Genomic DNA, 21,472 nt, shown 5'->3' with positions numbered 1-21,472 from the left:
ATGCACAGGCATGTGCTTGACCGGCTTTATATCAGATCCATCGTTTTCGCCAGTTTTAAGGATGAGGCAATGTTTCTTGCCGTTCTTTCCATATTCTCAGATGCATGCTCAAGTGCGTCTGCAAGGGGTACGGCTCCCGGCACGATGCTGAAAAGGGCGTCCATCCCGTGTGCATAGACCGCATCACTGTCTCGCGAAACTGATCCTGCAAGTCCAATGACAGGCACATCGTATGCCTTAGCCGCTTTGGCCACGCCAATCGGCGTCTTGCCGTAAACTGTCTGGCTGTCAATCCGCCCTTCGCCGGTAATCACAAGATCTGCATCCTGAACCTTGCTTTCAAACTGGACCGCATCGAGGACAATATCAATGCCTCTTTTCAAATCAGCACGAAGAAAAGTAAACAAACTCCATCCGAGACCGCCTGCTGCACCGGCGCCCTCTGTTTCCCTGAAGCTTGTTTCAAGCGTTGTTTCTGCCACATCCGCAAAGTGAGACAGGTTCTGGTCAAGTATACGCACCATGTCAGGCGTGGCGCCTTTTTGAGGACCGAAAACAGCGGAAGCCCCTCTTGGCCCTGTTAACGGGTTATCCACGTCGCAGGCGACTTCGATTTTCACATTTCGTAATCTGGGATCAAGTCCTGCCACATCTATTGAGGAAAGCTGAGAAAGCGCACCGCCTCCGGGACCGATCTCATGAGCTGATTCATCAAGAAGCCTTCCGCCCAGCGCCTGAACCATCCCGGCTCCGCCATCGTTTGTGGCGCTTCCGCCGATTCCGATGATCAAATGCTCTGCACCCGCATCAAGAGCCGCTGCGATTAATTCTCCCGTTCCTCTAGTAGAAGTGACAAGCGGATCCCTCTTCTCTGCTGGCACAAGATGCAATCCCGATGCGGCAGCCATCTCAATCACAGCCGTTTTTCCGTCTCCCATTAGGCCAAAAAACGCTTTTACCGGTTCCCCCAGCGGACCCGTAACAATCTGCTCTTTTATGATTCCGCCTGTGGCATCGATTAATGACTGTACCGTTCCCTCACCGCCGTCCGCCATCGGCAGCTTCTGATATTCAGCATTCGGGAAAACTGTTTTGAAGCCTCTTTCTATGGCGTGAGCCGCCTCTAACGCTGATAAGCTTTCCTTAAAAGAATCTGGTGCAATAATGATTTTCATCCAATCGCCTCTTTCAAAAAATGATGATTCACACTGTATTTTCTTCAATTTACCATAATTGATTTTGGAGATATATACCAACTTATCAGGAAAAATTTTATTAAAAATTAGAAATGAAAGTGTTTGCATTAATAAAATATTCGCGTTATCATACTTGTATACAAGTATACTCCTTAGTGAGGAAGGTGAGCGTATGCTAGACTCCAAGGACCTGTTGTATCCCGCAAAATGGCTTTCAAAAGCGTCAACCGGCGTTCGCGTCGCATGCGAGCTGAGAATGCGGATTATTTCAGGCATGATTGAAAGCGGTACCATTCTATCAGAAAATACAATCGCGGCTGAGTTTTCAGTAAGCCGTTCGCCGGTTCGCGAAGCGTTAAAAATACTGGCTTCCGAAAAAATTATCCGCTTAGAACGAATGGGAGCGGTTGTGATTGGGTTAACTGAAAAGGAAATCGCAGAAATATATGACGTGCGTTTATTATTAGAAACGTTTGTCTTTGAACGGCTTGTCAAAATCGACATTGAGCCTTTAGTCAAAGATCTCAGCAAGATTCTAGAAATAATGAAAGTCTCCATCAAATACGAGGACGCGGACGAGTTTTCATTTCAGGATGTGTTATTCCATGAAACGATTATCCGCGCCATTGATCACTCATACATTCAGATGATCTGGAACAATCTAAAACCCGTAATGGAAAGCTTTATTCTTTTATCAATGCGGGTACGGTTAAAGGAAAAGTACGAAGATTTCTCAAGGATTCTGGATAACCATGAGCTTTATATTCAAGCGATCAAAACAAAGGACAGGGCGCTGATGATTCAGTCTCTGCACCAGAATTTTGACGATGTACAAGAAAAAGTAGAGGACCTCTGGCTCTCACAACAAATGCTGGCAAAAGGAGCTGAACACAAAAATGACTAGTTATATGTTAGGAATCGATATCGGTACGACCAGCACAAAGGCTGTATTATTCACTGAAAACGGAGACGTGGTACAGAAAGAAAGCATCGGCTACCCGCTCCATACGCCAGACATCTCAACGGCTGAACAAAACCCGGAATTGATTTTTCAGGCTGTCATCCATACAACTGCAAAAATCACGAAACAGCACCCGGAAAAACAGATCTCATTTATTTCCTTCAGCAGCGCCATGCACAGCGTCATTGCCATGGGCGAAAATGATCAGCCTCTGACGCCATGCATCACGTGGGCAGACAATCGAAGCGAGGGCTGGGCGCATAAGATTAAAGATGAACTCAACGGGCATGAGGTCTACAAACGAACAGGAACACCCATTCATCCCATGTCACCGTTAAGCAAAATTGCCTGGATCACAAACGAACGGAAAGAAATCGCTTCCAAGGCAAAAAAATATATCGGCATTAAAGAATACATCTTTAAACAGCTGTTTGATGAATATGTCATCGACTATTCCTTAGCATCAGCGACTGGCATGATGAACCTCAAAAGCTTGAATTGGGACGAAGAAGCGTTACACATCGCAGGGATCACGCCGGATCACTTATCCAAACTCGTGCCGACAACCGAGATCTTTCAGCACTGCAGCCTGGAATTAGCGATCCAGATGGGGATCGATCCGGAAACACCTTTTGTCATCGGCGCGAGCGACGGCGTACTGTCCAATCTCGGCGTCAATGCCATTAAAAAAGGAGAAATCGCCGTTACAATCGGTACGAGCGGCGCTATCCGAACCATTATCGACCAGCCGCAAACCGATGAAAAGGGGAGAATTTTCTGCTACGCGTTAACGGACAAGCATTGGGTCATCGGCGGTCCGGTGAACAATGGAGGCATCGTTCTTCGCTGGATCAGAGATGAATTTGCTTCGTCAGAAATCGAAACAGCAACAAGACTGGGAATTGACCCATATGACGTGCTGACGAAGATTGCTGAACGCGTCAGACCGGGTTCTGACGGTCTGCTGTTCCACCCGTATCTTGCCGGGGAACGCGCTCCGTTATGGAACCCGGATGTACGCGGCTCATTTTTCGGCCTGACCATGTCACATAAAAAAGAACATATGATACGTGCAGCATTAGAAGGGGTCATTTACAATCTGTACACTGTGTTCCTGGCGCTAACAGAATGCATGGACGGACCGGTCACCCGAATTCAAGCGACTGGCGGCTTTGCAAGATCAGAGGTTTGGCGGCAAATGATGTCGGACATATTCGAATCTGAAGTCGTCGTTCCTGAAAGCTACGAAAGCTCATGTCTCGGCGCCTGCATTTTAGGCCTGTATGCGACAGGAAAAATCGACTCGTTCGAAGCCGTGTCCGACATGATCGGCAGCACGTACAGACATACGCCAATCGAAGACTCAGCCAAAGAATATAGAACATTAATGCCGATATTCATCAATCTATCGAGATCATTAGAAAATCAATATACCCAAATTGCAAATTATCAAAGAAGCCTAATTACACACAAATAGCACATGACATGAAGGGGAGGGCATTATCATGCCATTAATCATTGTTGCACTTGGGATCTTAGCATTACTATTTTTGATTATGGGCTTGAAATTAAATACATTTATTTCCTTATTAGTTGTATCATTCGGCGTGGCACTGGCACTTGGGATGCCGTTTGATAAAGTTGTCAGCTCCATTGAAGAAGGTATAGGGGGGACACTTGGCCACATTGCACTCATCTTCGGACTCGGTGCGATGCTGGGCAAGCTGATTGCTGACTCAGGCGGCGCACAGCGTATAGCAATGACGCTCGTCAACAAATTCGGCGAGAAAAATATACAGTGGGCTGTTGTGATTGCTTCCTTTATTATCGGAATCGCGTTGTTCTTTGAAGTAGGATTGGTTCTATTAATCCCGATCGTTTTCGCAATTTCAAGAGAATTGAAGATTTCTATTTTATATCTCGGTATTCCGATGGTCGCAGCATTATCCGTCACACACGGGTTCCTGCCGCCGCACCCGGGACCGACAGCAATTGCCGGAGAATACGGCGCAAATATCGGGGAAGTGCTGCTGTACGGCTTCATTGTTGCTGTTCCGACAGTCCTGATTGCAGGGCCGATATTTACAAAGTTCGCGAAAAAAATCGTTCCTGCATCATTTGCGAAAAACGGAAATATCTCGTCACTCGGCACACAAAAAACATTCAAGCTTGAAGAAACACCAGGCTTTGGAATCAGTGTGTTTACAGCAATGCTTCCGATTATCATTATGTCGATTGCAACCATCATTGATTTGCTTCAGGAAACAATAGGATTTGCGGATAACGGTCTTCTGGCTTTCATCCGTTTGATTGGGAATGCATCGACTGCCATGATCATCTCACTGCTCGTTGCTGTTTACACAATGGGAATCGCACGCAACATTCCCATCAAAACCGTCATGGACTCTTGTTCTACTGCCATCTCGCAAATTGGCATGATGCTGTTGATCATCGGGGGAGGCGGCGCCTTTAAACAAGTGTTAATCAATGGAGGTGTCGGCGACTACGTAGCGGATTTATTCAAAGAAACGGCATTATCGCCGATTCTGCTGGCATGGCTCATCGCAGCGATCCTGCGCATCTCCTTAGGATCAGCAACCGTTGCCGCATTAAGCACGACGGGGCTCGTCATTCCATTGCTGGGACAGTCCGATGCCAACCTTGCATTAGTGGTGCTCGCAACAGGTGCAGGAAGCGTCATCGCTTCACACGTCAACGATGCCGGCTTCTGGATGTTCAAAGAATACTTTGGATTAAGCATGAAAGAAACCTTTGCCACATGGACCTTGCTGGAAACAATTATCTCCGTTGCTGGACTAGGATTTATATTATTGTTAAGTTTAGTTGTATGAAATTAATGAAGGAGATGTAACACACATGTTCAATACAATTGGTGTCATAGGCTTAGGCGTAATGGGAAGCAATATCGCCTTAAACATGGCAAATAAAGGCGAAAAAGTCGCCGTCTATAATTACACCAGAGATTTAACGGACCAGCTTGTGAAAAAGCTGGATGGACAATCGCTGAGCCCGTACTACGAGCTTCAAGATTTTGTTCAATCACTAGAAACACCAAGAAAAATCTTTCTGATGGTCACAGCGGGAAAACCGGTCGATTCCGTCATCCATTCGTTAATGCCTTTGCTTGAAGAAGGAGACGTCATCATGGACGGAGGCAACTCCCACTACGAAGACACAGAAAGAAGGTATGACGAGCTGAAGGAAAAAGGAATCGGCTACTTGGGAATTGGCATTTCCGGCGGTGAAGTCGGCGCATTAAAAGGGCCTTCCATCATGCCGGGCGGAGATCGAGACGTCTATGAAAAAGCCGCTCCGATCCTGACCAAAATCGCCGCACAAGTCGGAGAAGACCCATGCTGTGTCTACATCGGACCAAAAGGGGCAGGGCACTTCACAAAAATGGTGCACAACGGCATTGAGTATGCAGATATGCAGCTGATTGCTGAAGCCTATACATTTCTTAGAGAAACGCTTCGTCTGCCGCTCGAAGAAATCGCCAGCATCTTTGAAACGTGGAATCAAGGTGAGCTGAAAAGCTATCTAATAGAGATTACAGCGGAGATTTTACGGAAAAAGGACGAACATACAGGTCAGCCGCTGATCGATGTCATTCTTGATAAAACCGGCCAGAAAGGCACAGGAAAATGGACAAGCATGCAAGCTATTGATAACGGCATTCCATCCGCTATTATCACCGAGTCCTTGTTTGCCCGCTACCTGTCGTCCTTAAAAGAAGAACGTATGGCGGCTGAACAATTGTTAGCCGGTCCGGAAACAGAGGAAAAACATTACGATAAGGATCTCTGGATTGAATACGTCAGACAAGCCTTATACATGGGAAAAGTATGCGCCTACGCACAAGGCTTTGCTCAATATAAAATGTCATCTGAGCTTTACGGATGGGACCTGCCGCTTAAAGACATCGCTTTGATTTTCCGCGGCGGCTGCATCATCCGCGCGGATTTCCTGAACGTCATCAGCGAAGCATTCCAAGAGCAGCCAGATCTCTCAAACCTGCTGATCGCACCTTATTTTTCAGAAAAGCTTAAAGCTTATCAGACAGGCATGCGAAAAGTCGTTTGCGAGGGAATCAGCGCCGGAAGCGCGTTCCCATGCTTAAGCACCGCGCTCTCTTACTACGACGGCTACCGCACAGGGCGTTCCAACGCCAACCTGTTACAGGCGCAGCGCGATTATTTCGGCGCCCATACGTACGAGCGGACAGATATAGATGGCGTTTTCCATACCAATTGGTCTGATGCAAACTAATAGATAAGGCTGACAGCTGGAGCTTTTATACCAGCTGCCAGCTTTTTTTATAGGATAAACTCACAAATCACAACTAATTGAGAATCAGACATATAAAATTTGAATATTTGTCAAAGAGCAATTTATGCTGATAACACCAGCACTTTCCTACACGATGAAAGGAAAAAGAGAAAATAATTAAGGGGTTTTGTCTTGACAAAAAATATATATTAATTAATAATTCATATATAATTAGAATTATTATTGAAAGCACTATTGCTTTCTAAACCATTTTTAGGAGGAATAACATTATGTCTTTAATCGGTAAAGAAGTACAACCATTCGAAGCAAAAGCATTCAAAAACGGTGAATTCATCGATGTAACAAACGAATCTCTAAAAGGTCAATGGAGCGTATTCTGCTTCTACCCAGCAGATTTCTCTTTCGTATGCCCAACTGAGCTTGAAGATCTTCAAAACCAATACGCTGCACTTAAAGAATTAGGTGTTGAAGTGTACTCTATCTCTACAGATACTCACTTCGTACACAAAGGCTGGCATGACAGCTCTGAAAAAATCGGCAAAATCACTTACGCAATGATCGGTGACCCATCTCAAACGATCTCTCGCAACTTCGATGTTCTTGACGAAGAATCTGGTCTTGCTGACCGCGGAACATTCATCATCGATCCAGATGGCGTGATCCAAACTGTTGAAATCAATGCAGGCGGTATCGGCCGTGACGCAAGCAACCTGATCAGCAAAGTAAAAGCAGCACAATACGTTCGTCAAAACCCAGGTGAAGTTTGCCCGGCTAAATGGGAAGAAGGCGGCGAAACTCTTACACCTAGCCTTGATCTAGTAGGTAAAATCTAAGGAGTGCATTCCATTGGTACTTGATCCAAATATCAAAGCACAATTAAATCAATACATGCAGCTAATTGAGAACGACATTGTTCTCAAAGTGAGTGCAGGTGAAGATGACACTTCTAAGGACATGCTGGCTCTCGTTGATGAGCTGGCTTCCATGTCATCTAAAATCACTGTTGAAAAAGCTGAATTGAACAGAACGCCAAGCTTCAGTGTGAACCGCGTCGGAGAAGACACTGGCGTCACTTTCGCCGGTATTCCTCTTGGACACGAATTCACTTCTTTAGTGTTGGCATTGCTGCAAGTGAGCGGCAGACCGCCTAAGGTAGATCAGAAAGTCATTGATCAGGTGAAGAAGATCAGCGGTGAATACCACTTTGAATCTTATATCAGCCTGACATGCCACAACTGTCCTGATGTTGTACAAGCTTTAAACATGATGAGCGTGCTGAACCCGAACATCACTCACACCATGATTGACGGTGCGGCATACAAATCAGAAGTTGAAAGCAAAAACATTATGGCAGTGCCAACGGTTTACCTAAACGGCGAATCCTTCGGAAGCGGCCGTATGACCCTCGAAGAGATTCTTGCGAAAATGGGCAGCGGAGCAGATGCATCTGAGTTCGCTGACAAAGATCCTTACGACGTTCTTGTTGTCGGCGGCGGACCTGCCGGCGCAAGTGCAGCCATTTATACGGCACGTAAAGGAATCCGCACAGGTGTTGTCGCTGAACGCTTCGGCGGACAGGTTCTCGACACAATGAGCATCGAAAACTTCATCAGCGTAAAAGCAACTGAAGGACCGAAGCTTGCTGCAAGTCTTGAAGAGCACGTGAAGGAATATGATATTGATGTCATGAACCTTCAGCGCGCAAAACGACTTGAGAAAAAAGATCTGTTCGAACTTGAACTCGAAAACGGTGCTGTCCTAAAAAGTAAGACAGTCATCCTTTCAACAGGTGCCCGCTGGCGCAATGTCAACGTACCTGGTGAACAAGAGTTCAAAAACAAAGGTGTCGCTTACTGCCCGCATTGTGATGGCCCATTGTTTGAAGGCAAAGACGTAGCCGTTATCGGCGGCGGAAACTCTGGTATCGAAGCAGCGATAGATCTTGCAGGTATTGTCAATCACGTCACTGTGCTAGAGTTCGCGCCGGAACTGAAGGCAGACGAAGTCTTGCAAAAACGTCTCTACAGCCTGCCAAACGTCACTGTACTCAAAAATGCACAAACAAAAGAAATCACAGGCGATCAGAGCGTAAACGGCATCACGTACACAGACCGCGAAACAGGCGAAGAAAAACACGTTGAACTCCAAGGTGTATTCGTCCAAATCGGTCTCGTGCCAAACACAGAATGGTTAGACGAAACCGTTGAACGCAACCGCATCGGCGAAATCGTAGTCGACAAAAATGGCGCCACAAGCGTCCCAGGCTTATTCGCTGCCGGCGACTGCACAGACGGTCCTTACAACCAAATCATTATTTCAATGGGATCAGGAGCAACTGCCGCTTTAGGCGCGTTTGATTACCTTATCCGTAACTAATACAAGAAAGCCTCTATATTGCCTGATTGGCAGCATAGAGGCTTTCTTTTTTACACCATATTGCATATTTTATCCACTTGTAATAGAATTGTAATATTGTAGTGTGAATCGTCACTTCACACTAAGCATATTTGCTGTTTTTAAAGCGAAACGCACTGATTTTCTATTTAAAGTACCTTGATACTTTTTGACCTTGTTTTTCAGATCTTTAATGGTTTTTTCCTTTTTTGCATTTTCTAATGCCACAAGCGCTTCCCAGCGTTTAGCTGTTTCTGTAGAACTGCAGCCGCTAACTGTAGTCACAGGCGGAAGAAGCTTCGTGCTAGATAGCTTTTCGTCAAAAGGAACTGTATCAGGAATCATCTTCTCTTTATAAATATGGTCCAATTCATTTTTATTTAAGAAGCTGATAAAATGGTCAAAGTTTTGTGCTTGCCGTTTCTCAGGCTGATGGAAATCAAGTGTTTCAATTAATTCTGACAGTTTTGTCTGAGCCGTTATCTCATTTGCCATGACATGCGTTAACTGATGGTACTCAGCTAATTCCCGCATTCTGGCATCTTTCGGCAGCAAAAGGCTCGGTGTTCCGGCGATCGTCGCTGCGATATTTCCATGCAGTCTTGCGCCAAAGCTCAAATCAGCTTGTTTCAGGAAGTCCAGCCAAGTCGGCACATTTAAAAAGAACCGCACTCTATCATTCTGATAAGCAGGGTCTTCCATGCTGACCGGATAATTATCGGCAGGCTTCGCTAAAGCAGGGGCACCGGCATATGTCAGAATCATCTCTTTCCGCCATTGCGGGATAAAGTAATGATTAGGGAACTCTTTCATGCTTCTCGTAATGAAGTCCAGCACATGCTTAGGAGACAGCCTTGACGAGTTAACCGTCACTATCGATTCTGATGTGATATTGGTTTCTCTTATCTTCAGTTCTCTTCCAAACGCATACATAGAAGGACAGCCAATTACCGTATGGTCAACACCTTCACGGAAGCCTAATCTGGAAAGGTATTTCGCTGTAATCTCACCGCGGACACCGATCATATTGGATCTCTCCAGCACCGCACTCACAAATGCCTTTACATCCTGATCAAATGGGAAACCCTCATTTAACTTCGGTTCAAATGGAGCACGCAACCCAACACCAATTACAACAACCGGAATGGTTAGTTTTTTGATTAATTGGGTATATTTCCGTAATGAAGGCACAAAATCCTCTCGGAATGCATCTGCCAGCGGAATAATGTACATATCATACTTTTTATTGATTTGTTCAGCATCTGCCGGATTAATTCGATAATAATCAGGAGTAATTGTTGTTTCTTCCGTCATCAGCGTACGAAACACACTGTAAGCATACACTAGGTTTCCTACGTTGCCGCCGATGGAGTTGCGAACAATCATTTCAGCTGCATTAAATGTATCAAATGGTGATATGCCAGCTCTTATTAAAATGTTTTTCAATGTGATGTTGCCCCTTCCTCGCCAAATTTTTGTCAGGAGATGTGCTTAGGGAACTCTATCATGATCTTAAAATCTTCAGCCGGACACCCGCTTTCATCCCTTTTTACTCACAAACCCTCTCCCTTTCTTCCGTTCTAATATTAAATTATACAAAAAAGAATCTTACAGGTGAAATCATAACATAGCGATCAGCGTTGGTAATCTATTCCCATTACTGGATATCGGTTCGGATCACACAAAAAACCCGAACCAGGCACACCAATAAAAGTGCTCGATTCGGGCCATCTGCTTTATAATACCTCACCATTCGTTTGAATGACTTGTTTGTACCACTCAAATGAATCTTTCTTATAGCGCTTCATTGTTCCGTTTCCTTCGTTATCACGATCAACATAGATCATGCCGTAGCGTTTTTTCATTTCGCCTGTTGTGAAGGAGACAATATCAATAATGCCCCACGGCGTATAGCCGATTAAATCTACACCGTCGTAAGTGACCGCTTTTTCCAGTGCTTCAATATGTGATTTCAAATATTGAATTCGTTCCGGGTCATGGATGGCGCCGTCCTCTTCCAGCGTATCAACCGCCCCAAAGCCGTTTTCAACGATGAATAATGGAATTTGGTATCGATCATAAAAGCGATTTAACGTGTATCTCAAACCAGTCGGATCAATCGCCCAGCCCCAGTCACTGGAGGTGATGTACGGATTTTCAACACTATTAGGCAGCCCGCCGTTTACGACATCTCCTGTATTGTCATTTTCGACATCGCTTTTCACAGTTGTCGACATATAATAACTGAAGCCTAAATAATCGACTGTCCCATTTCTCAAAATCTCGTCATCGCCGTCTTCGAAGGTGATATTGTAACCTTCTCTTTCAAACTCTTTTAACGCATACTTCGGATAATAACCGCGAACCTGCACATCCGGGAAGAAATAACGCTGTCTCATTTCTTCTTCAGCAAGCATCACATCTTCCGGATTAGAGGAGTAAGGATAAATCGGTACGTGTGACACCATGGCCCCAATTTGGAACTGAGGGCTGATTTCTTTACCTTTTGCCACAGCCAATGCACTTGCAAGTAACTCGTGGTGCGCCGTTTGGTACATGACTTCCTTGGCGTTTTCATTTTCTCCGACCACGACACCTGAGTTCGTCCATAGGAACAGAGGGTTGTTCACATCCATCTGGTTATTGATCTCATTGAATGTCATCCAGTACTTCACTTTATCTTGATATCGGTTGAAGCAAACCTCAGCAAATTTGACGAAAAAGTCTACGACTTTGCGATTTCTGAAGCCGCCGTATTCTCTTGCAAGATGCAGCGGAAGTTCAAAATGAGAAAGGGTAATCACCGGCTCGATTCCATGCTTCAGCAATTCATCAAATACATTATCGTAGAATTGCAAACCTTCTTCGTTCGGTTCAGCCTCATCGCCTTTCGGGAAAATCCGGCTCCAACCGATGGACGTCCGCAAGCATTTTAATCCCATTTCCGCAAACAAAGCGATATCTTCCTTGTATCTGTGATAGAAATCAATGGCTTCATGGTTCGGATAAAATTCGTTCTCTTCAACGGACTCCGTGATTTTTCTCGGCACGCCGTGCGCACCCGCTGTCATCACATCGACGACACTAGGCCCTTTACCGCCTTCATTCCATCCGCCTTCAAATTGGTGGGCAGCTAATGCACCGCCCCATAAAAAATCCTTCGGCATGTTTCCCATGTGTTATTCCTCCTCAGCTTACAACTGTAAATAGTTTTTGATCCAGCGTACTTTCTTCAAGTTCCTCGATGAGAATTTCCTGATACGCATGTGAATTGGTGATGATGACTGGAGTAATCGTTGTTAACCCTTTCTGTTCAATGAATGCTTTATCAAATTCAGCAAGCACCTCGCCTTTTTTGACTGTATCTCCCTCTTTCACCTTTAAGGAAAAAGGAGTTCCGTCTAACGTCACTGTATCCAGCCCGATGTGCACAAGCAATTCGACGCCAGACGCCGAACGAAGGCCGATCGCGTGCTTTGTAGGCGCAACCATGACGACGGTTCCGTCAAACGGAGCATAGAGCTTATTATCGGATGGCTCGATCGCCAAGCCTTGTCCCATGGCACCTGAGCTGAATACCTCATCAGGCACCTTAGAAAGCGGAATGACCTTGCCGCTAAACGGAGCATATACGGTTTCTTCATTTGCCTGTGCCGTTTGAAGACTTTCCTTTTCCGGCTGTGCAGCTGTATCATCACCATAGCCAAAGATCTGAATCAGCACAACAGGAAGAATCACCGCAATCGCAGCACCGATTAAAATACCCCAGATGGACGTCGGGAATTGTTCATTGATGCCATTCACGATCGTCAGAGGTCCCGGAAGTCCGGCATACGCAAAGTAATACGGATTAAAGAAACTGGCCGTGATGGCACCAACCGCGCCGGAAATACACCCAAAGATAAACGGCTTTTTAAATCTTAAGGTCACACCGTAGATCGCAGGCTCTGTAATGCCAAACAGTCCTGTGACCCCAGCTGAAACGCTGACTTTTCTCGTTTCCTTGTTTTTCGCTTTTAAGATGACGCCAAGCACAGCCCCAACCTGCGCAACCACCGCAATCGTTTGATACGCCTGGAATGAATCCCGGCCGTATAAATCAAAGTTTGCCAATACCATCGGCGTGATGCCCCAGTGTACACCGAAGATCACGATGACCTGCCAGAATGCGCCGATGATGGCTCCAGCCAAAGCCGGCACGTTTTCCGCCAAGAAGTTGTAACCGTTTGCAATTCCATTTGCGCCTAGCGTTGTCACAGGACCAATGAGGACAATTGTTACTGGCACCATAATGACCATGCATAGAAAAGGAACAAATAACGGTCTGACCACTTCGTTCATTCTCTTATTCAAGAATCGTTCAAGGTAAGACAACATCCACACTAAAAATAATGGCGGCAGCACGGAAGACGTGTATGTCGTTTGCGACAAAGCAATTCCTAAGAAAGAAATGCTCTTTCCGTCTGCGATTTGAGCAGCCATCTCCGCCCATGTCGGGCTGACTAACGCGGCACAGCACGCTACAGCGATATACGTGTTGGTCTTAAAATGCTTTGATGCCGTAATCGCGATAAAAATAGGCAAAAACGTAAACGGCGCCCATGATATGAAACTAAAAACCTGATAAGTTCCCGTTTTCTCAAAGCCATCAAACAATAAATTAATGATGATTAATGCACCTTGCAAAATACCGGCCGCAGCCAAAATGTACACAAATGGCGCAAACACAGCTGACATGGTTGCGATAACACGGTTCAACATCGTTCCTTTATTTTCACTCTGTTCATCGGACAGATCAATATTGACCAGCTTCGAAAACGCTTCGAAAACGTCCCCTACGTGCTGTCCAATGACAATCTGAAATTGGCCGCTGTTCTCCACGACCGTAATCACGCCGGGCATCGATTTAACGATATCCTTCGCTTGCGGCTTAGACCGCTTCAGCACCAAGCGAAGCCTGGTAGCGCAGCGAGAAGCCCCTATCACATTCTCTTCCCCGCCTACGGCCTCCAAAATGTCTTTCGCTAGTCTGGTATAATCTCTCACTTTCCCCGACATTTTCACCCACCCCTTTGTTTTAGTTACGCTTTCATTATAATTGTACCGGTATAATTTATCAATACTCTAACAAAATATTTGTGCCTTTATCATCTCTGTAAGCGGTTTATGCTATAATTTTGACAAGTGAAACTATACGAATAAATGAGGAATGCGTATGTTAAAGTACCAGCAAATCGCAGCGGAAATCGAAAAGTATATAGTAGAACACGAGCTTACACAGGGAGATAAACTGCCAGTGCTAGAAACCCTCATGGCCCAGTTTGAAGTCAGCAAAAGCACCATCACAAAGTCTCTGGATCTATTAGAACAAAAAGGCGCGATCTTTCAGCTCAGAGGAAGCGGCATTTTCGTTAGAAAGCATAAACGAAAAGGCTACCTCAGCCTTCTGTCCAATCAGGGATTTAAAAAAGACCTTGAGGATTTCAATGTCACCTCAAAAGTCATTGAGCTGGACGTGCGAAAGCCAACACCGGAAGCGGCAGAAAATCTCAACATCGGACTTGACGAAGACGTCTACTATGTCAAAAGGGTCCGCTACATCAATGGACAAACCCTATGCTTCGAAGAATCCTATTACAACAAATCCATCGTGACGTATTTGAACAAGGAAATTGTTTCTCACTCCATCTTTCATTACATCCGGGAAGGATTGGGACTGAAGATCGGTTTTTCTGATTTGTTTCTTCACGTGGGGCAGCTTAATGAGGATGAAGCGAATTATTTGGGGCTGAAGGCTGGACTTCCGAAGCTTTATATAGAGAGTATTTTTCACCTGACAAATGGGCAGCCGTTTGATTTCTCGAAAATTTCTTATAATTATAAGCAGTCGCAGTTTGTGGTGCAGGCTAATAGTTTTTTGCTGTAGGGCAGTTGCACCTTGCTTCTAATGAAGAAACACCCCTCTTCTATCAATCAACTATGGAAGGTGGTCGACATGTACAAAATCATCATTCCTGCCATACTAGCCATCTTTGCGCTCTGGATACTCTTACAGATTTCACTAGAGATGAGCATCGTTAAGAATCCAATGAACTACTTTATCGTATTCATTATCTTTTTCCTCTTTATCAAGATGGCGAAAGAAAAGCATTGAAAGGCTATAGGAAACCAGATTTGTACTGAAATCTGGTTTTTTTGTGCTTCACTTTATTCATCCATTTTATCCTCACTCATTTCGCCACCCTCTTTTCCTCATTTTCATTGTCTCTAAAAGGAGTTATGCGTTACTATCGTATAAGGGTCCAATGATGAAAAATAATGACATACTTTTAAATTATCCTGATATGCACATGCTCATAAATAGGGGTTTATTCTAAAAAGGGGATGGACGGTTTTGGAAAGCAAGTACTTAGATTTACTCGCACAAAAATACGATTGTGAAGAAAAAGTGGTAACGGAAATTATTAATTTAAAAGCGATACTGAACCTGCCAAAAGGCACCGAGCATTTTGTCAGTGATTTGCACGGGGAGTATCAGGCATTCCAGCACGTGCTACGTAATGGTTCAGGACGAGTCAAAGAGAAGATACGCGACATCTTCAGTGGTGTCATTTACGATAGAGAAATCGATGAATTAGCGGCGTTGGTCTATTATCCGGAAGACAAACTGAAGTTAATCAAACATGATTTTGATGCGAAAGATGCGTTAAACGAGTGGTATAAAGAAACGATTAACCGAATGATTAAGCTCGTTTCTTATTGCTCCTCGAAGTATACCCGCTCCAAATTACGCAAAGCACTGCCTGCCCAGTTTGCTTATATTACGGAGGAGCTGCTATACAAAACAGAACAAGCTGGCAACAAGGAGCAATATTACTCCGAAATCATTGATCAGATCATTGAACTTGGCCAAGCAGATAAGCTAATCACCGGTCTTGCTTACAGCGTTCAGCGATTGGTGGTCGACCATCTGCATGTGGTCGGCGATATTTACGACCGCGGACCGCAGCCGGATCGGATCATGGAAGAACTGATCAACTATCATTCAGTCGATATTCAGTGGGGCAATCACGATGTCCTTTGGATCGGCGCCTACTCTGGCTCTAAAGTATGCCTGGCCAATATTATCCGCATCTGTGCCCGCTATGACAACTTGGATATTATTGAAGACGTCTACGGCATCAATTTAAGACCGTTGCTGAACCTTGCCGAAAAATATTACGATGATAATCCATCTTTTCGTCCAAAAGCAGACGACAACAGACCAGAAGCTGAGATTAAGCAAATCACAAAAATTCATCAAGCGATTGCGATGATTCAATTCAAGCTTGAGAGCCCGATTATCAAGAGACGGCCGAACTTTAATATGGAAGAGCGGCTGTTATTAGAGAAAATAGATTACAACAAAAACGAAATCACGCTGCATGGAAAAACATATCAACTGGAAAACACCTGCTTTGCGACAATCAATCCGGAACAGCCAGATCAGCTATTAGAAGAAGAAGCAGAAGTCATAGACAAGCTGCTATTCTCTGTCCAGCATTCCGAAAAGCTGGGCCGCCATATGAATTTTATGATGAAAAAAGGCAGCCTTTATTTAAAATATAACGGCAACCTGTTGATTCACGGCTGTATTCCTGTCGATGAAAACGGCAATATGGAAACGATGATGATTGAGGATAAATCGTATGCGGGCCGTGAGCTGCTCGATGTATTTGAACGATTCTTATGGGAAGCGTTTGCCCACCCGGAAGAAACCGATGATCTGGCGACAGATATGGCCTGGTATTTATGGACAGGCGAGTATTCCTCCCTCTTCGGAAAACGCGCCATGACAACATTTGAGCGGTATTTCATTAAAGAGAAGGAAACGCATAAAGAAAAGAAAAACCCGTATTATTATTTACGCGAAGACGAGGCAACCTGCCGAAACATCCTGGCAGAATTCGGCCTCAATCCAGATCATGGCCATATCATCAACGGCCATACACCCGTAAAAGAAATCGAAGGAGAAGACCCAATCAAAGCAAACGGAAAAATGATCGTCATCGACGGCGGCTTCTCCAAAGCCTACCAATCCACAACAGGCATCGCCGGCTACACGCTGCTATACAACTCCTACGGCATGCAGCTCGTCGCCCATAAACACTTCAACTCCAAGGCAGAAGTCCTAAGCACCGGAACTGACGTCTTAACGGTGAAACGATTAGTGGACAAAGAGCTTGAGCGGAAGAAAGTGAAGGAAACGAATGTGGGTGAGGAACTGTTGCAGGAGGTGGCTATTTTAGAGAGTTTGCGGGAGTATCGGTATATGAAGTGAGGGATGTGGGGTTCAGGGATTATTCTCTGGGCTCTTTCTTGCGTTACTTACTTAGTACATCAAATTGCTAACAAGTCTGGTTTTTTGCTCATTCATAAGTGCGTATAATATGGTGAAAATTTGATTTTATTCTCATATGAGAATAACTTAATAAATCAAGATATTGAAGTATGAACTTTTTCTATAAACAACTCTTATATACACTCCATTATGTTGAATTTAGTTCCTTACAGGCCAAAAATCAATTCATGTCGCTCATAAAACAACTAGTAAATTATTACTGAAAAATTATTGTTTTTGTTCCATATTTTTAATACCTCCCAGTATGATGTTAGAGTAAACTTGAGATGCCTATTATTGAAATTCCCCCGAAAATAATAATTCAGGACTAAAATAAGATAAGAAAAAACAGTCTAACCATTAATTAGACTGTTTGCTTGTAATTTCAGAAGTGTCATTTCAAACAAATATATATCATTTTTTTTCTAAAGTTTTCTCTTATATTATTTGAATTTGGATCTCGAAGCATCTCTTTATATGAATTGTAATACCTTATAATTTCCGATGTAATATTTCCTACATCAACCTTGATATAGTCCTTATCCTCTGTTTTCATTAGCTTCACTGCATAATCTTGATTAAATGTTAGTTTACTCTTTCCTTTAGTTTGTGCTGAATGAAGTATTCCACATCTAATATCTGAATAAAATATATTGGCTATTTTTTTATTAAAAATATCTGGGAAAACGTTTGATAAAAATTCAGAATAACTTTTTTTATTTCCACCCTTTGTTTCATCCCATCCATACCTAAATTGTAATAGCGTCTCTATTAATAAACAATTAAGAGCCATTATTGCAAATCCATCTATTATTAATTCATCTTCTTGAATTAAATTATCTATTATATTTAAATATCTACCTTTGATTCTATCATCAAAAATTTTTATAGCATCATCCCAGTTATCGTTCGAATTTAATTTAATACCTAAATCTAAAAAGTCGTCCTTAGTGTACCTCAAAGAAATAAATGATTTATTGTTATGTTCCATTAATTTTACTCCTTCACTATTATACAAAATAAAACCTCATCTACTTATTATGATGCAACTCACCTCTGTTTTCTATTTAAGGTTCTCTACCTTATTCGATCTCAAAAAAATATTTTTCATATTTTATTAGTTTGAAAATTAATAGGTTAACAAAAATGAACTATCAATTTAATGACAGCTCATTTAAGAGATTTTTTTCTCACAGTATATTTAATAAAGATTAGAATACCTCGAGTAATCGAGGAAAGACGTCATTAATTAATTATAAAGCGATATAAGACACCAACTAGTCCGACAAAAAAACAAAGATTGTAGCAGTGTCACTAATCATAGACATCCCCTCCTGAATACCAGCTATTTGCATATGTCTCCATTGCTCCCTAGCATTTCATCGTTTTCACAATTCCGAGGCGACAAATAAATTGTATAATTTTTTCAAATAATTTAAAACAAATTTTCTATAACTATGGTATGTGTAGAATAGAAATTAGTAGATCGTCTATTGGGATTTTCTAAAGCTCTATACAACTCATTTTGAGTAAACTCATTTAATAACAGTTGTATAAACCATTTATTTACCTTATCTTTACTAACATGTAATACATGATGTTTATAAAGCCGTTCATTAAAAACCATATTTTTCAAAGTGCTTTTCACTTCTTATTCAAATTCATTGGTTGGGTATTTATTTACTATTTTAATGCCTTATTAGTAATATCTAAATTTTTAGCAACTTTAATATTTGCATTAATAAAATACACGTTTTAAAATTTAGCATTAGAAAAAATCAGTATCTTTAAGATTTACACCAAAAAAAATTACATCTTCTAAATAACTTTCTTTAAAAATATTTTTTAAATTAGTATATATAAAGTCTATTCCTACTAACATTTTCTTTATGATAAGGCTCACCATGGTAGGTCAAAGTGAGGTTTGGCACTCTAATAAGATTCATTTTTTGTTAGTTCCATAACAAAAGGAGAAAGCGTGTTTTTTTACGCCGCTTTCTCTATTCTTGTCCAACAAATAATACTCCCTTAGTATTCGGAGCTCAAATTTATTATTAACTTTAGTACTGCTTTACATTGTAATGATAATGTTTTACGGGCTAGTTCAACTTCTCTTAAATTAAACCTTTTCTCTTTAACTCTTCAATTATCTTTGATTCTTTAGCGGTTGGAATTATAGAATGTTCCTCTTGAACTGGGAGATCTGATTGATTTAATCCCCAATCCTTTAGTAACATTAACAACTCGTCTGAAACCCGAATATCTCTCTCACGAATTTCATCTAGCCCCCAAATTTCACGCTGCTTAGAAAGGTCAAGTAATAACTGCACTTTTGATTTCTCATAACTCTCTTGTTTCTTTTTAAAGTAACCGTTACTTGCAATAATGTTCAGCTTTTTTTCAAAAGGAATTTTATTCCCTATATGTTCCACTAACTCTTTTACCTCTCCATCTGAATTACTTGGAAAATAACTTGATTGCCATTTCTGAGGAAGTATATGCTCTATCTCCCATTTCTCAGGGAGTAGTTCCTCTTGGCGTTGATAAGCAAGAATCTTTAATATCATACGGACAGTATTACGGTGAGCCGTCCTAACCTTTACTTTTAATTCCTGTTCATCTACTTTAGTAAAATCAAATATGGGCATAGACGATCTAATAATTTCACAGTTTAATTTCAAAATTCCTCGTTTTACAGCATTAATAGTTGGTGTAACAATGTACTGTGCCGCCAGAACTGCGAGTAATTTCTTGAGAAATTTCAGAAATAGTTCTTCAAAATCTTGGGAACCATTATATTTAAGATAGTAAATAACCACTGGATATTTCCAAAATTCATTTGGATACGAAGATAATCCGTCAAGAACTTGTTTAATTTTAATATTTTTCGACCAATTTTCATCTTCAATTTCTACACGATTAATAACTACAATCTTATGTAGATTGTTCATCACATCGCTTTTATATAACTGATCAAAAGTATTCCTTGAATAGTATTTCCTTATCCCTGGTGTCGTTGTATTTCTATCATTTTCTAAAGCTCTTAAATAAAACATATAATAATAAAATAATTTCGGAATCTCGTTTCCGATTTTTTATTCTTTATTTTACACTAATATCACTTAAGACAATATCCCCTTCTAAGTAATCCACGTACCCCCAATCTTCAAATCCCATTTTTCGTTGATAAATATTTTCGCTTTCGAGACAAATCTTTATTTCGATTTCTTCTCCCTTATCATTCGCTGAAAAATAGACAAAAGACCAATCTTCCATATCAAAGCTTACGTGTTGATAAGAACGTTCTTCTAATTCATTAATATATGCTGTATATATCATTTCTCATTATCCTCATCTCGCAGTAATACTTCTTCGTAGATTTTTTCGTCATTTTTCAGACAAACTAAAAAGAGTGGTTGGTTCGTATCAGCATTTAATGCTACACAAACCAACCACTCATGTTCTTCTTTATTGTAAACACAATAATGAACCAATACCATTTCAGGAGAAATACTAAGCAATTCTCCTGTCACAAAGTTTTCATCAAGTTCCTCTTTATACAAAAGAACTGACTCCTCTCCAACTTGTTCTTCATCAACATCGATTCCAAATTGTAAAGACATGAAGATAGCGAAATGTTCCGCGTTATAATAGCACATTGACCTTCCCCCTTAAATATATCCTTTTTCTTTCAAGGATGTGTATTTTCCCTCTCCTATTATTAGATGGTCCAAGAGCTCAATACCCATCAGCTTACCTGCTTCAGCAAGACGTTTTGTAACATCCACGTCTTCTCTTGATGGAGTGGTTTCACCAGAAGGATGATTATGGGCTACCATGATGCTCGCTGCAGATGACAAAATAGCCGATTTCATAACTTCACGAGGACTAACGATGCTGGCATTTAAGCTACCGATATGGCAGACATTTATGGATACAGGTTGGTTCTTGGTGTCTAAGGTTACAACAATGAAGTGCTCCCGGTCTTTATCTTCTAAGAATTCTTTTAATAATTCATACGCATCCTGTGGTGAACGGATACTTCTTCTTTTATAAAGGAGGCTAGATTCTTTAACTAGCTTGACTGAAACAATGTTAACCCTTTTTGCTACTATTTCAAAATTTTCACCCTGGTTTTGTTTTGTAATCATTTACATCCTCCAAATAGTTTTATTGTGGTTCCTTCGAGTTAATAATATATATTTAAAACCATTGTTATTACGGTAGTGA

At 42.1% G+C, this 21,472-nt stretch carries 18 protein-coding genes; 9 read left to right on the top strand and 9 right to left on the bottom strand.

Translation table 11 applies throughout. The features are described from left to right. Nucleotides 1-26: 26 nt before the first annotated feature. Nucleotides 27-1,175, bottom strand: coding sequence for a glycerate kinase (locus MTN95_RS08500; protein WP_248337762.1), 1,149 nt, complete (start codon nucleotides 1,173-1,175; stop codon nucleotides 27-29). A 193-nt stretch (nucleotides 1,176-1,368) separates the two neighbouring features. On the opposite strand from MTN95_RS08500, the gene gntR reads away from it, so the two are divergent. From gntR to ahpF, 6 genes are all read left to right on the top strand, one after another. After that, nucleotides 1,369-2,100 carry a gluconate operon transcriptional repressor GntR gene (gntR, locus tag MTN95_RS08495; protein WP_202853706.1) on the top strand — a complete coding sequence of 244 codons (732 nt, stop codon included), beginning with the start codon at nucleotides 1,369-1,371 and terminating at the stop codon, nucleotides 2,098-2,100. After that, nucleotides 2,093-3,634, top strand: a complete 1,542-nt coding sequence (gene gntK, locus MTN95_RS08490; RefSeq protein ID WP_248337760.1) for a gluconokinase — start codon at nucleotides 2,093-2,095, stop codon at nucleotides 3,632-3,634. The genes gntR and gntK overlap by 8 nt, the downstream gene beginning before the upstream one ends. 28 nt (nucleotides 3,635-3,662) lie before the next feature. Next, nucleotides 3,663-5,009: a gluconate permease GntP gene (gntP, locus tag MTN95_RS08485; protein ID WP_044160144.1), complete on the top strand. Its 1,347-nt coding sequence runs from the start codon at nucleotides 3,663-3,665 to the stop codon at nucleotides 5,007-5,009. A gap of 25 nt (nucleotides 5,010-5,034) precedes the next feature. After that, a complete protein-coding gene (gene gnd, locus MTN95_RS08480; RefSeq protein WP_248337757.1) occupies nucleotides 5,035-6,447 on the top strand; it encodes a decarboxylating NADP(+)-dependent phosphogluconate dehydrogenase in 1,413 nt (470 codons plus the stop codon). 290 nt (nucleotides 6,448-6,737) lie between these two features. Further along, a complete protein-coding gene (gene ahpC / locus MTN95_RS08475) occupies nucleotides 6,738-7,301 on the top strand; it encodes an alkyl hydroperoxide reductase subunit C (RefSeq protein WP_024123485.1) in 564 nt (187 codons plus the stop codon). A 13-nt stretch (nucleotides 7,302-7,314) separates the two neighbouring features. Continuing rightward, nucleotides 7,315-8,844 (top strand): alkyl hydroperoxide reductase subunit F, encoded by a 1,530-nt coding sequence (gene ahpF, locus MTN95_RS08470; RefSeq protein ID WP_095712603.1) that lies wholly within the window; start codon nucleotides 7,315-7,317, stop codon nucleotides 8,842-8,844. A gap of 111 nt (nucleotides 8,845-8,955) precedes the next feature. Here the strand turns inward: ahpF and MTN95_RS08465 are convergent, their stop codons facing one another. The 3 genes from MTN95_RS08465 to MTN95_RS08455 all read right to left on the bottom strand — a co-directional run bounded on the left by MTN95_RS08465 (nucleotide 8,956) and on the right by MTN95_RS08455 (nucleotide 13,920). Further along, entirely contained in the window at nucleotides 8,956-10,308 is a 1,353-nt protein-coding gene (locus MTN95_RS08465; protein WP_105954593.1) for a polysaccharide pyruvyl transferase family protein, read from the bottom strand. Between the two features lie 290 nt (nucleotides 10,309-10,598). Continuing rightward, complete coding sequence (gene bglA, locus MTN95_RS08460; protein WP_248337755.1) at nucleotides 10,599-12,038, bottom strand: 6-phospho-beta-glucosidase; 1,440 nt, start codon at nucleotides 12,036-12,038, stop codon at nucleotides 10,599-10,601. A 13-nt stretch (nucleotides 12,039-12,051) separates the two neighbouring features. Next, nucleotides 12,052-13,920 (bottom strand): beta-glucoside-specific PTS transporter subunit IIABC, encoded by a 1,869-nt coding sequence (locus MTN95_RS08455; protein ID WP_248337753.1) that lies wholly within the window; start codon nucleotides 13,918-13,920, stop codon nucleotides 12,052-12,054. 157 nt (nucleotides 13,921-14,077) lie between these two features. On the opposite strand from MTN95_RS08455, the gene MTN95_RS08450 reads away from it, so the two are divergent. From MTN95_RS08450 to fbp, 3 genes are all read left to right on the top strand, one after another. Further along, on the top strand, nucleotides 14,078-14,788 hold the full coding sequence (locus MTN95_RS08450) for a GntR family transcriptional regulator (protein ID WP_248337751.1): 711 nt from the start codon (nucleotides 14,078-14,080) through the stop codon (nucleotides 14,786-14,788). 69 nt (nucleotides 14,789-14,857) lie between these two features. Continuing rightward, nucleotides 14,858-15,016 (top strand): hypothetical protein, encoded by a 159-nt coding sequence (locus MTN95_RS08445; RefSeq protein ID WP_105954597.1) that lies wholly within the window; start codon nucleotides 14,858-14,860, stop codon nucleotides 15,014-15,016. Nucleotides 15,017-15,256: 240 nt separating this feature from the next. Beyond that, nucleotides 15,257-17,182 carry a fructose-1,6-bisphosphatase gene (gene fbp / locus MTN95_RS08440; RefSeq protein WP_248337749.1) on the top strand — a complete coding sequence of 642 codons (1,926 nt, stop codon included), beginning with the start codon at nucleotides 15,257-15,259 and terminating at the stop codon, nucleotides 17,180-17,182. Nucleotides 17,183-17,636: 454 nt separating this feature from the next. Here the strand turns inward: fbp and MTN95_RS08435 are convergent, their stop codons facing one another. The 5 genes from MTN95_RS08435 to MTN95_RS08415 form a co-directional block, all read right to left on the bottom strand. Next, complete coding sequence (locus MTN95_RS08435; protein ID WP_248337747.1) at nucleotides 17,637-18,233, bottom strand: hypothetical protein; 597 nt, start codon at nucleotides 18,231-18,233, stop codon at nucleotides 17,637-17,639. Nucleotides 18,234-19,356: 1,123 nt separating this feature from the next. Continuing rightward, complete coding sequence (locus MTN95_RS08430) at nucleotides 19,357-20,193, bottom strand: HNH endonuclease family protein (protein ID WP_248337745.1); 837 nt, start codon at nucleotides 20,191-20,193, stop codon at nucleotides 19,357-19,359. Nucleotides 20,194-20,344: 151 nt separating this feature from the next. Further along, a complete protein-coding gene (locus tag MTN95_RS08425) occupies nucleotides 20,345-20,581 on the bottom strand; it encodes a hypothetical protein (RefSeq protein WP_248337742.1) in 237 nt (78 codons plus the stop codon). Further along, nucleotides 20,578-20,901: a hypothetical protein gene (locus tag MTN95_RS08420; RefSeq protein WP_248337740.1), complete on the bottom strand. Its 324-nt coding sequence runs from the start codon at nucleotides 20,899-20,901 to the stop codon at nucleotides 20,578-20,580. Before MTN95_RS08420 ends, MTN95_RS08425 begins: the two co-directional genes overlap by 4 nt. A gap of 12 nt (nucleotides 20,902-20,913) precedes the next feature. Then, entirely contained in the window at nucleotides 20,914-21,393 is a 480-nt protein-coding gene (locus tag MTN95_RS08415) for a JAB domain-containing protein (RefSeq protein ID WP_248337738.1), read from the bottom strand. Nucleotides 21,394-21,472 lie beyond the last annotated feature (79 nt).

Source organism: Bacillus sp. 2CMS4F (genome assembly GCF_023161785.1).
GTDB lineage: Bacteria > Bacillota > Bacilli > Bacillales > Bacillaceae > Bacillus > Bacillus halotolerans.
Note: the sequence above shows the minus strand (reverse complement) of the source record. Positions and strands in the feature narration are given on the sequence as shown.

What these genes read in the sequence shown, in the direction of transcription:
- MTN95_RS08455 (WP_248337753.1), bottom strand. Translation starts at nt 13,920, where the DNA reads ATGTCGGGGAAAGTGAGAGATTATACCAGACTAGCGAAAGACATTTTG.
- MTN95_RS08500 (WP_248337762.1), bottom strand. Translation starts at nt 1,175, where the DNA reads ATGAAAATCATTATTGCACCAGATTCTTTTAAGGAAAGCTTATCAGCG.
- gntK (WP_248337760.1), top strand. Translation starts at nt 2,093, where the DNA reads ATGACTAGTTATATGTTAGGAATCGATATCGGTACGACCAGCACAAAG.
- MTN95_RS08415 (WP_248337738.1), bottom strand. Translation starts at nt 21,393, where the DNA reads ATGATTACAAAACAAAACCAGGGTGAAAATTTTGAAATAGTAGCAAAA.
- MTN95_RS08450 (WP_248337751.1), top strand. Translation starts at nt 14,078, where the DNA reads ATGTTAAAGTACCAGCAAATCGCAGCGGAAATCGAAAAGTATATAGTA.
- MTN95_RS08420 (WP_248337740.1), bottom strand. Translation starts at nt 20,901, where the DNA reads ATGTGCTATTATAACGCGGAACATTTCGCTATCTTCATGTCTTTACAA.
- MTN95_RS08425 (WP_248337742.1), bottom strand. Translation starts at nt 20,581, where the DNA reads ATGATATATACAGCATATATTAATGAATTAGAAGAACGTTCTTATCAA.
- gnd (WP_248337757.1), top strand. Translation starts at nt 5,035, where the DNA reads ATGTTCAATACAATTGGTGTCATAGGCTTAGGCGTAATGGGAAGCAAT.
- MTN95_RS08445 (WP_105954597.1), top strand. Translation starts at nt 14,858, where the DNA reads ATGTACAAAATCATCATTCCTGCCATACTAGCCATCTTTGCGCTCTGG.
- MTN95_RS08430 (WP_248337745.1), bottom strand. Translation starts at nt 20,193, where the DNA reads ATGAACAATCTACATAAGATTGTAGTTATTAATCGTGTAGAAATTGAA.
- gntP (WP_044160144.1), top strand. Translation starts at nt 3,663, where the DNA reads ATGCCATTAATCATTGTTGCACTTGGGATCTTAGCATTACTATTTTTG.
- bglA (WP_248337755.1), bottom strand. Translation starts at nt 12,038, where the DNA reads ATGGGAAACATGCCGAAGGATTTTTTATGGGGCGGTGCATTAGCTGCC.
- MTN95_RS08435 (WP_248337747.1), bottom strand. Translation starts at nt 18,233, where the DNA reads ATGGAACATAACAATAAATCATTTATTTCTTTGAGGTACACTAAGGAC.
- ahpC (WP_024123485.1), top strand. Translation starts at nt 6,738, where the DNA reads ATGTCTTTAATCGGTAAAGAAGTACAACCATTCGAAGCAAAAGCATTC.
- gntR (WP_202853706.1), top strand. Translation starts at nt 1,369, where the DNA reads ATGCTAGACTCCAAGGACCTGTTGTATCCCGCAAAATGGCTTTCAAAA.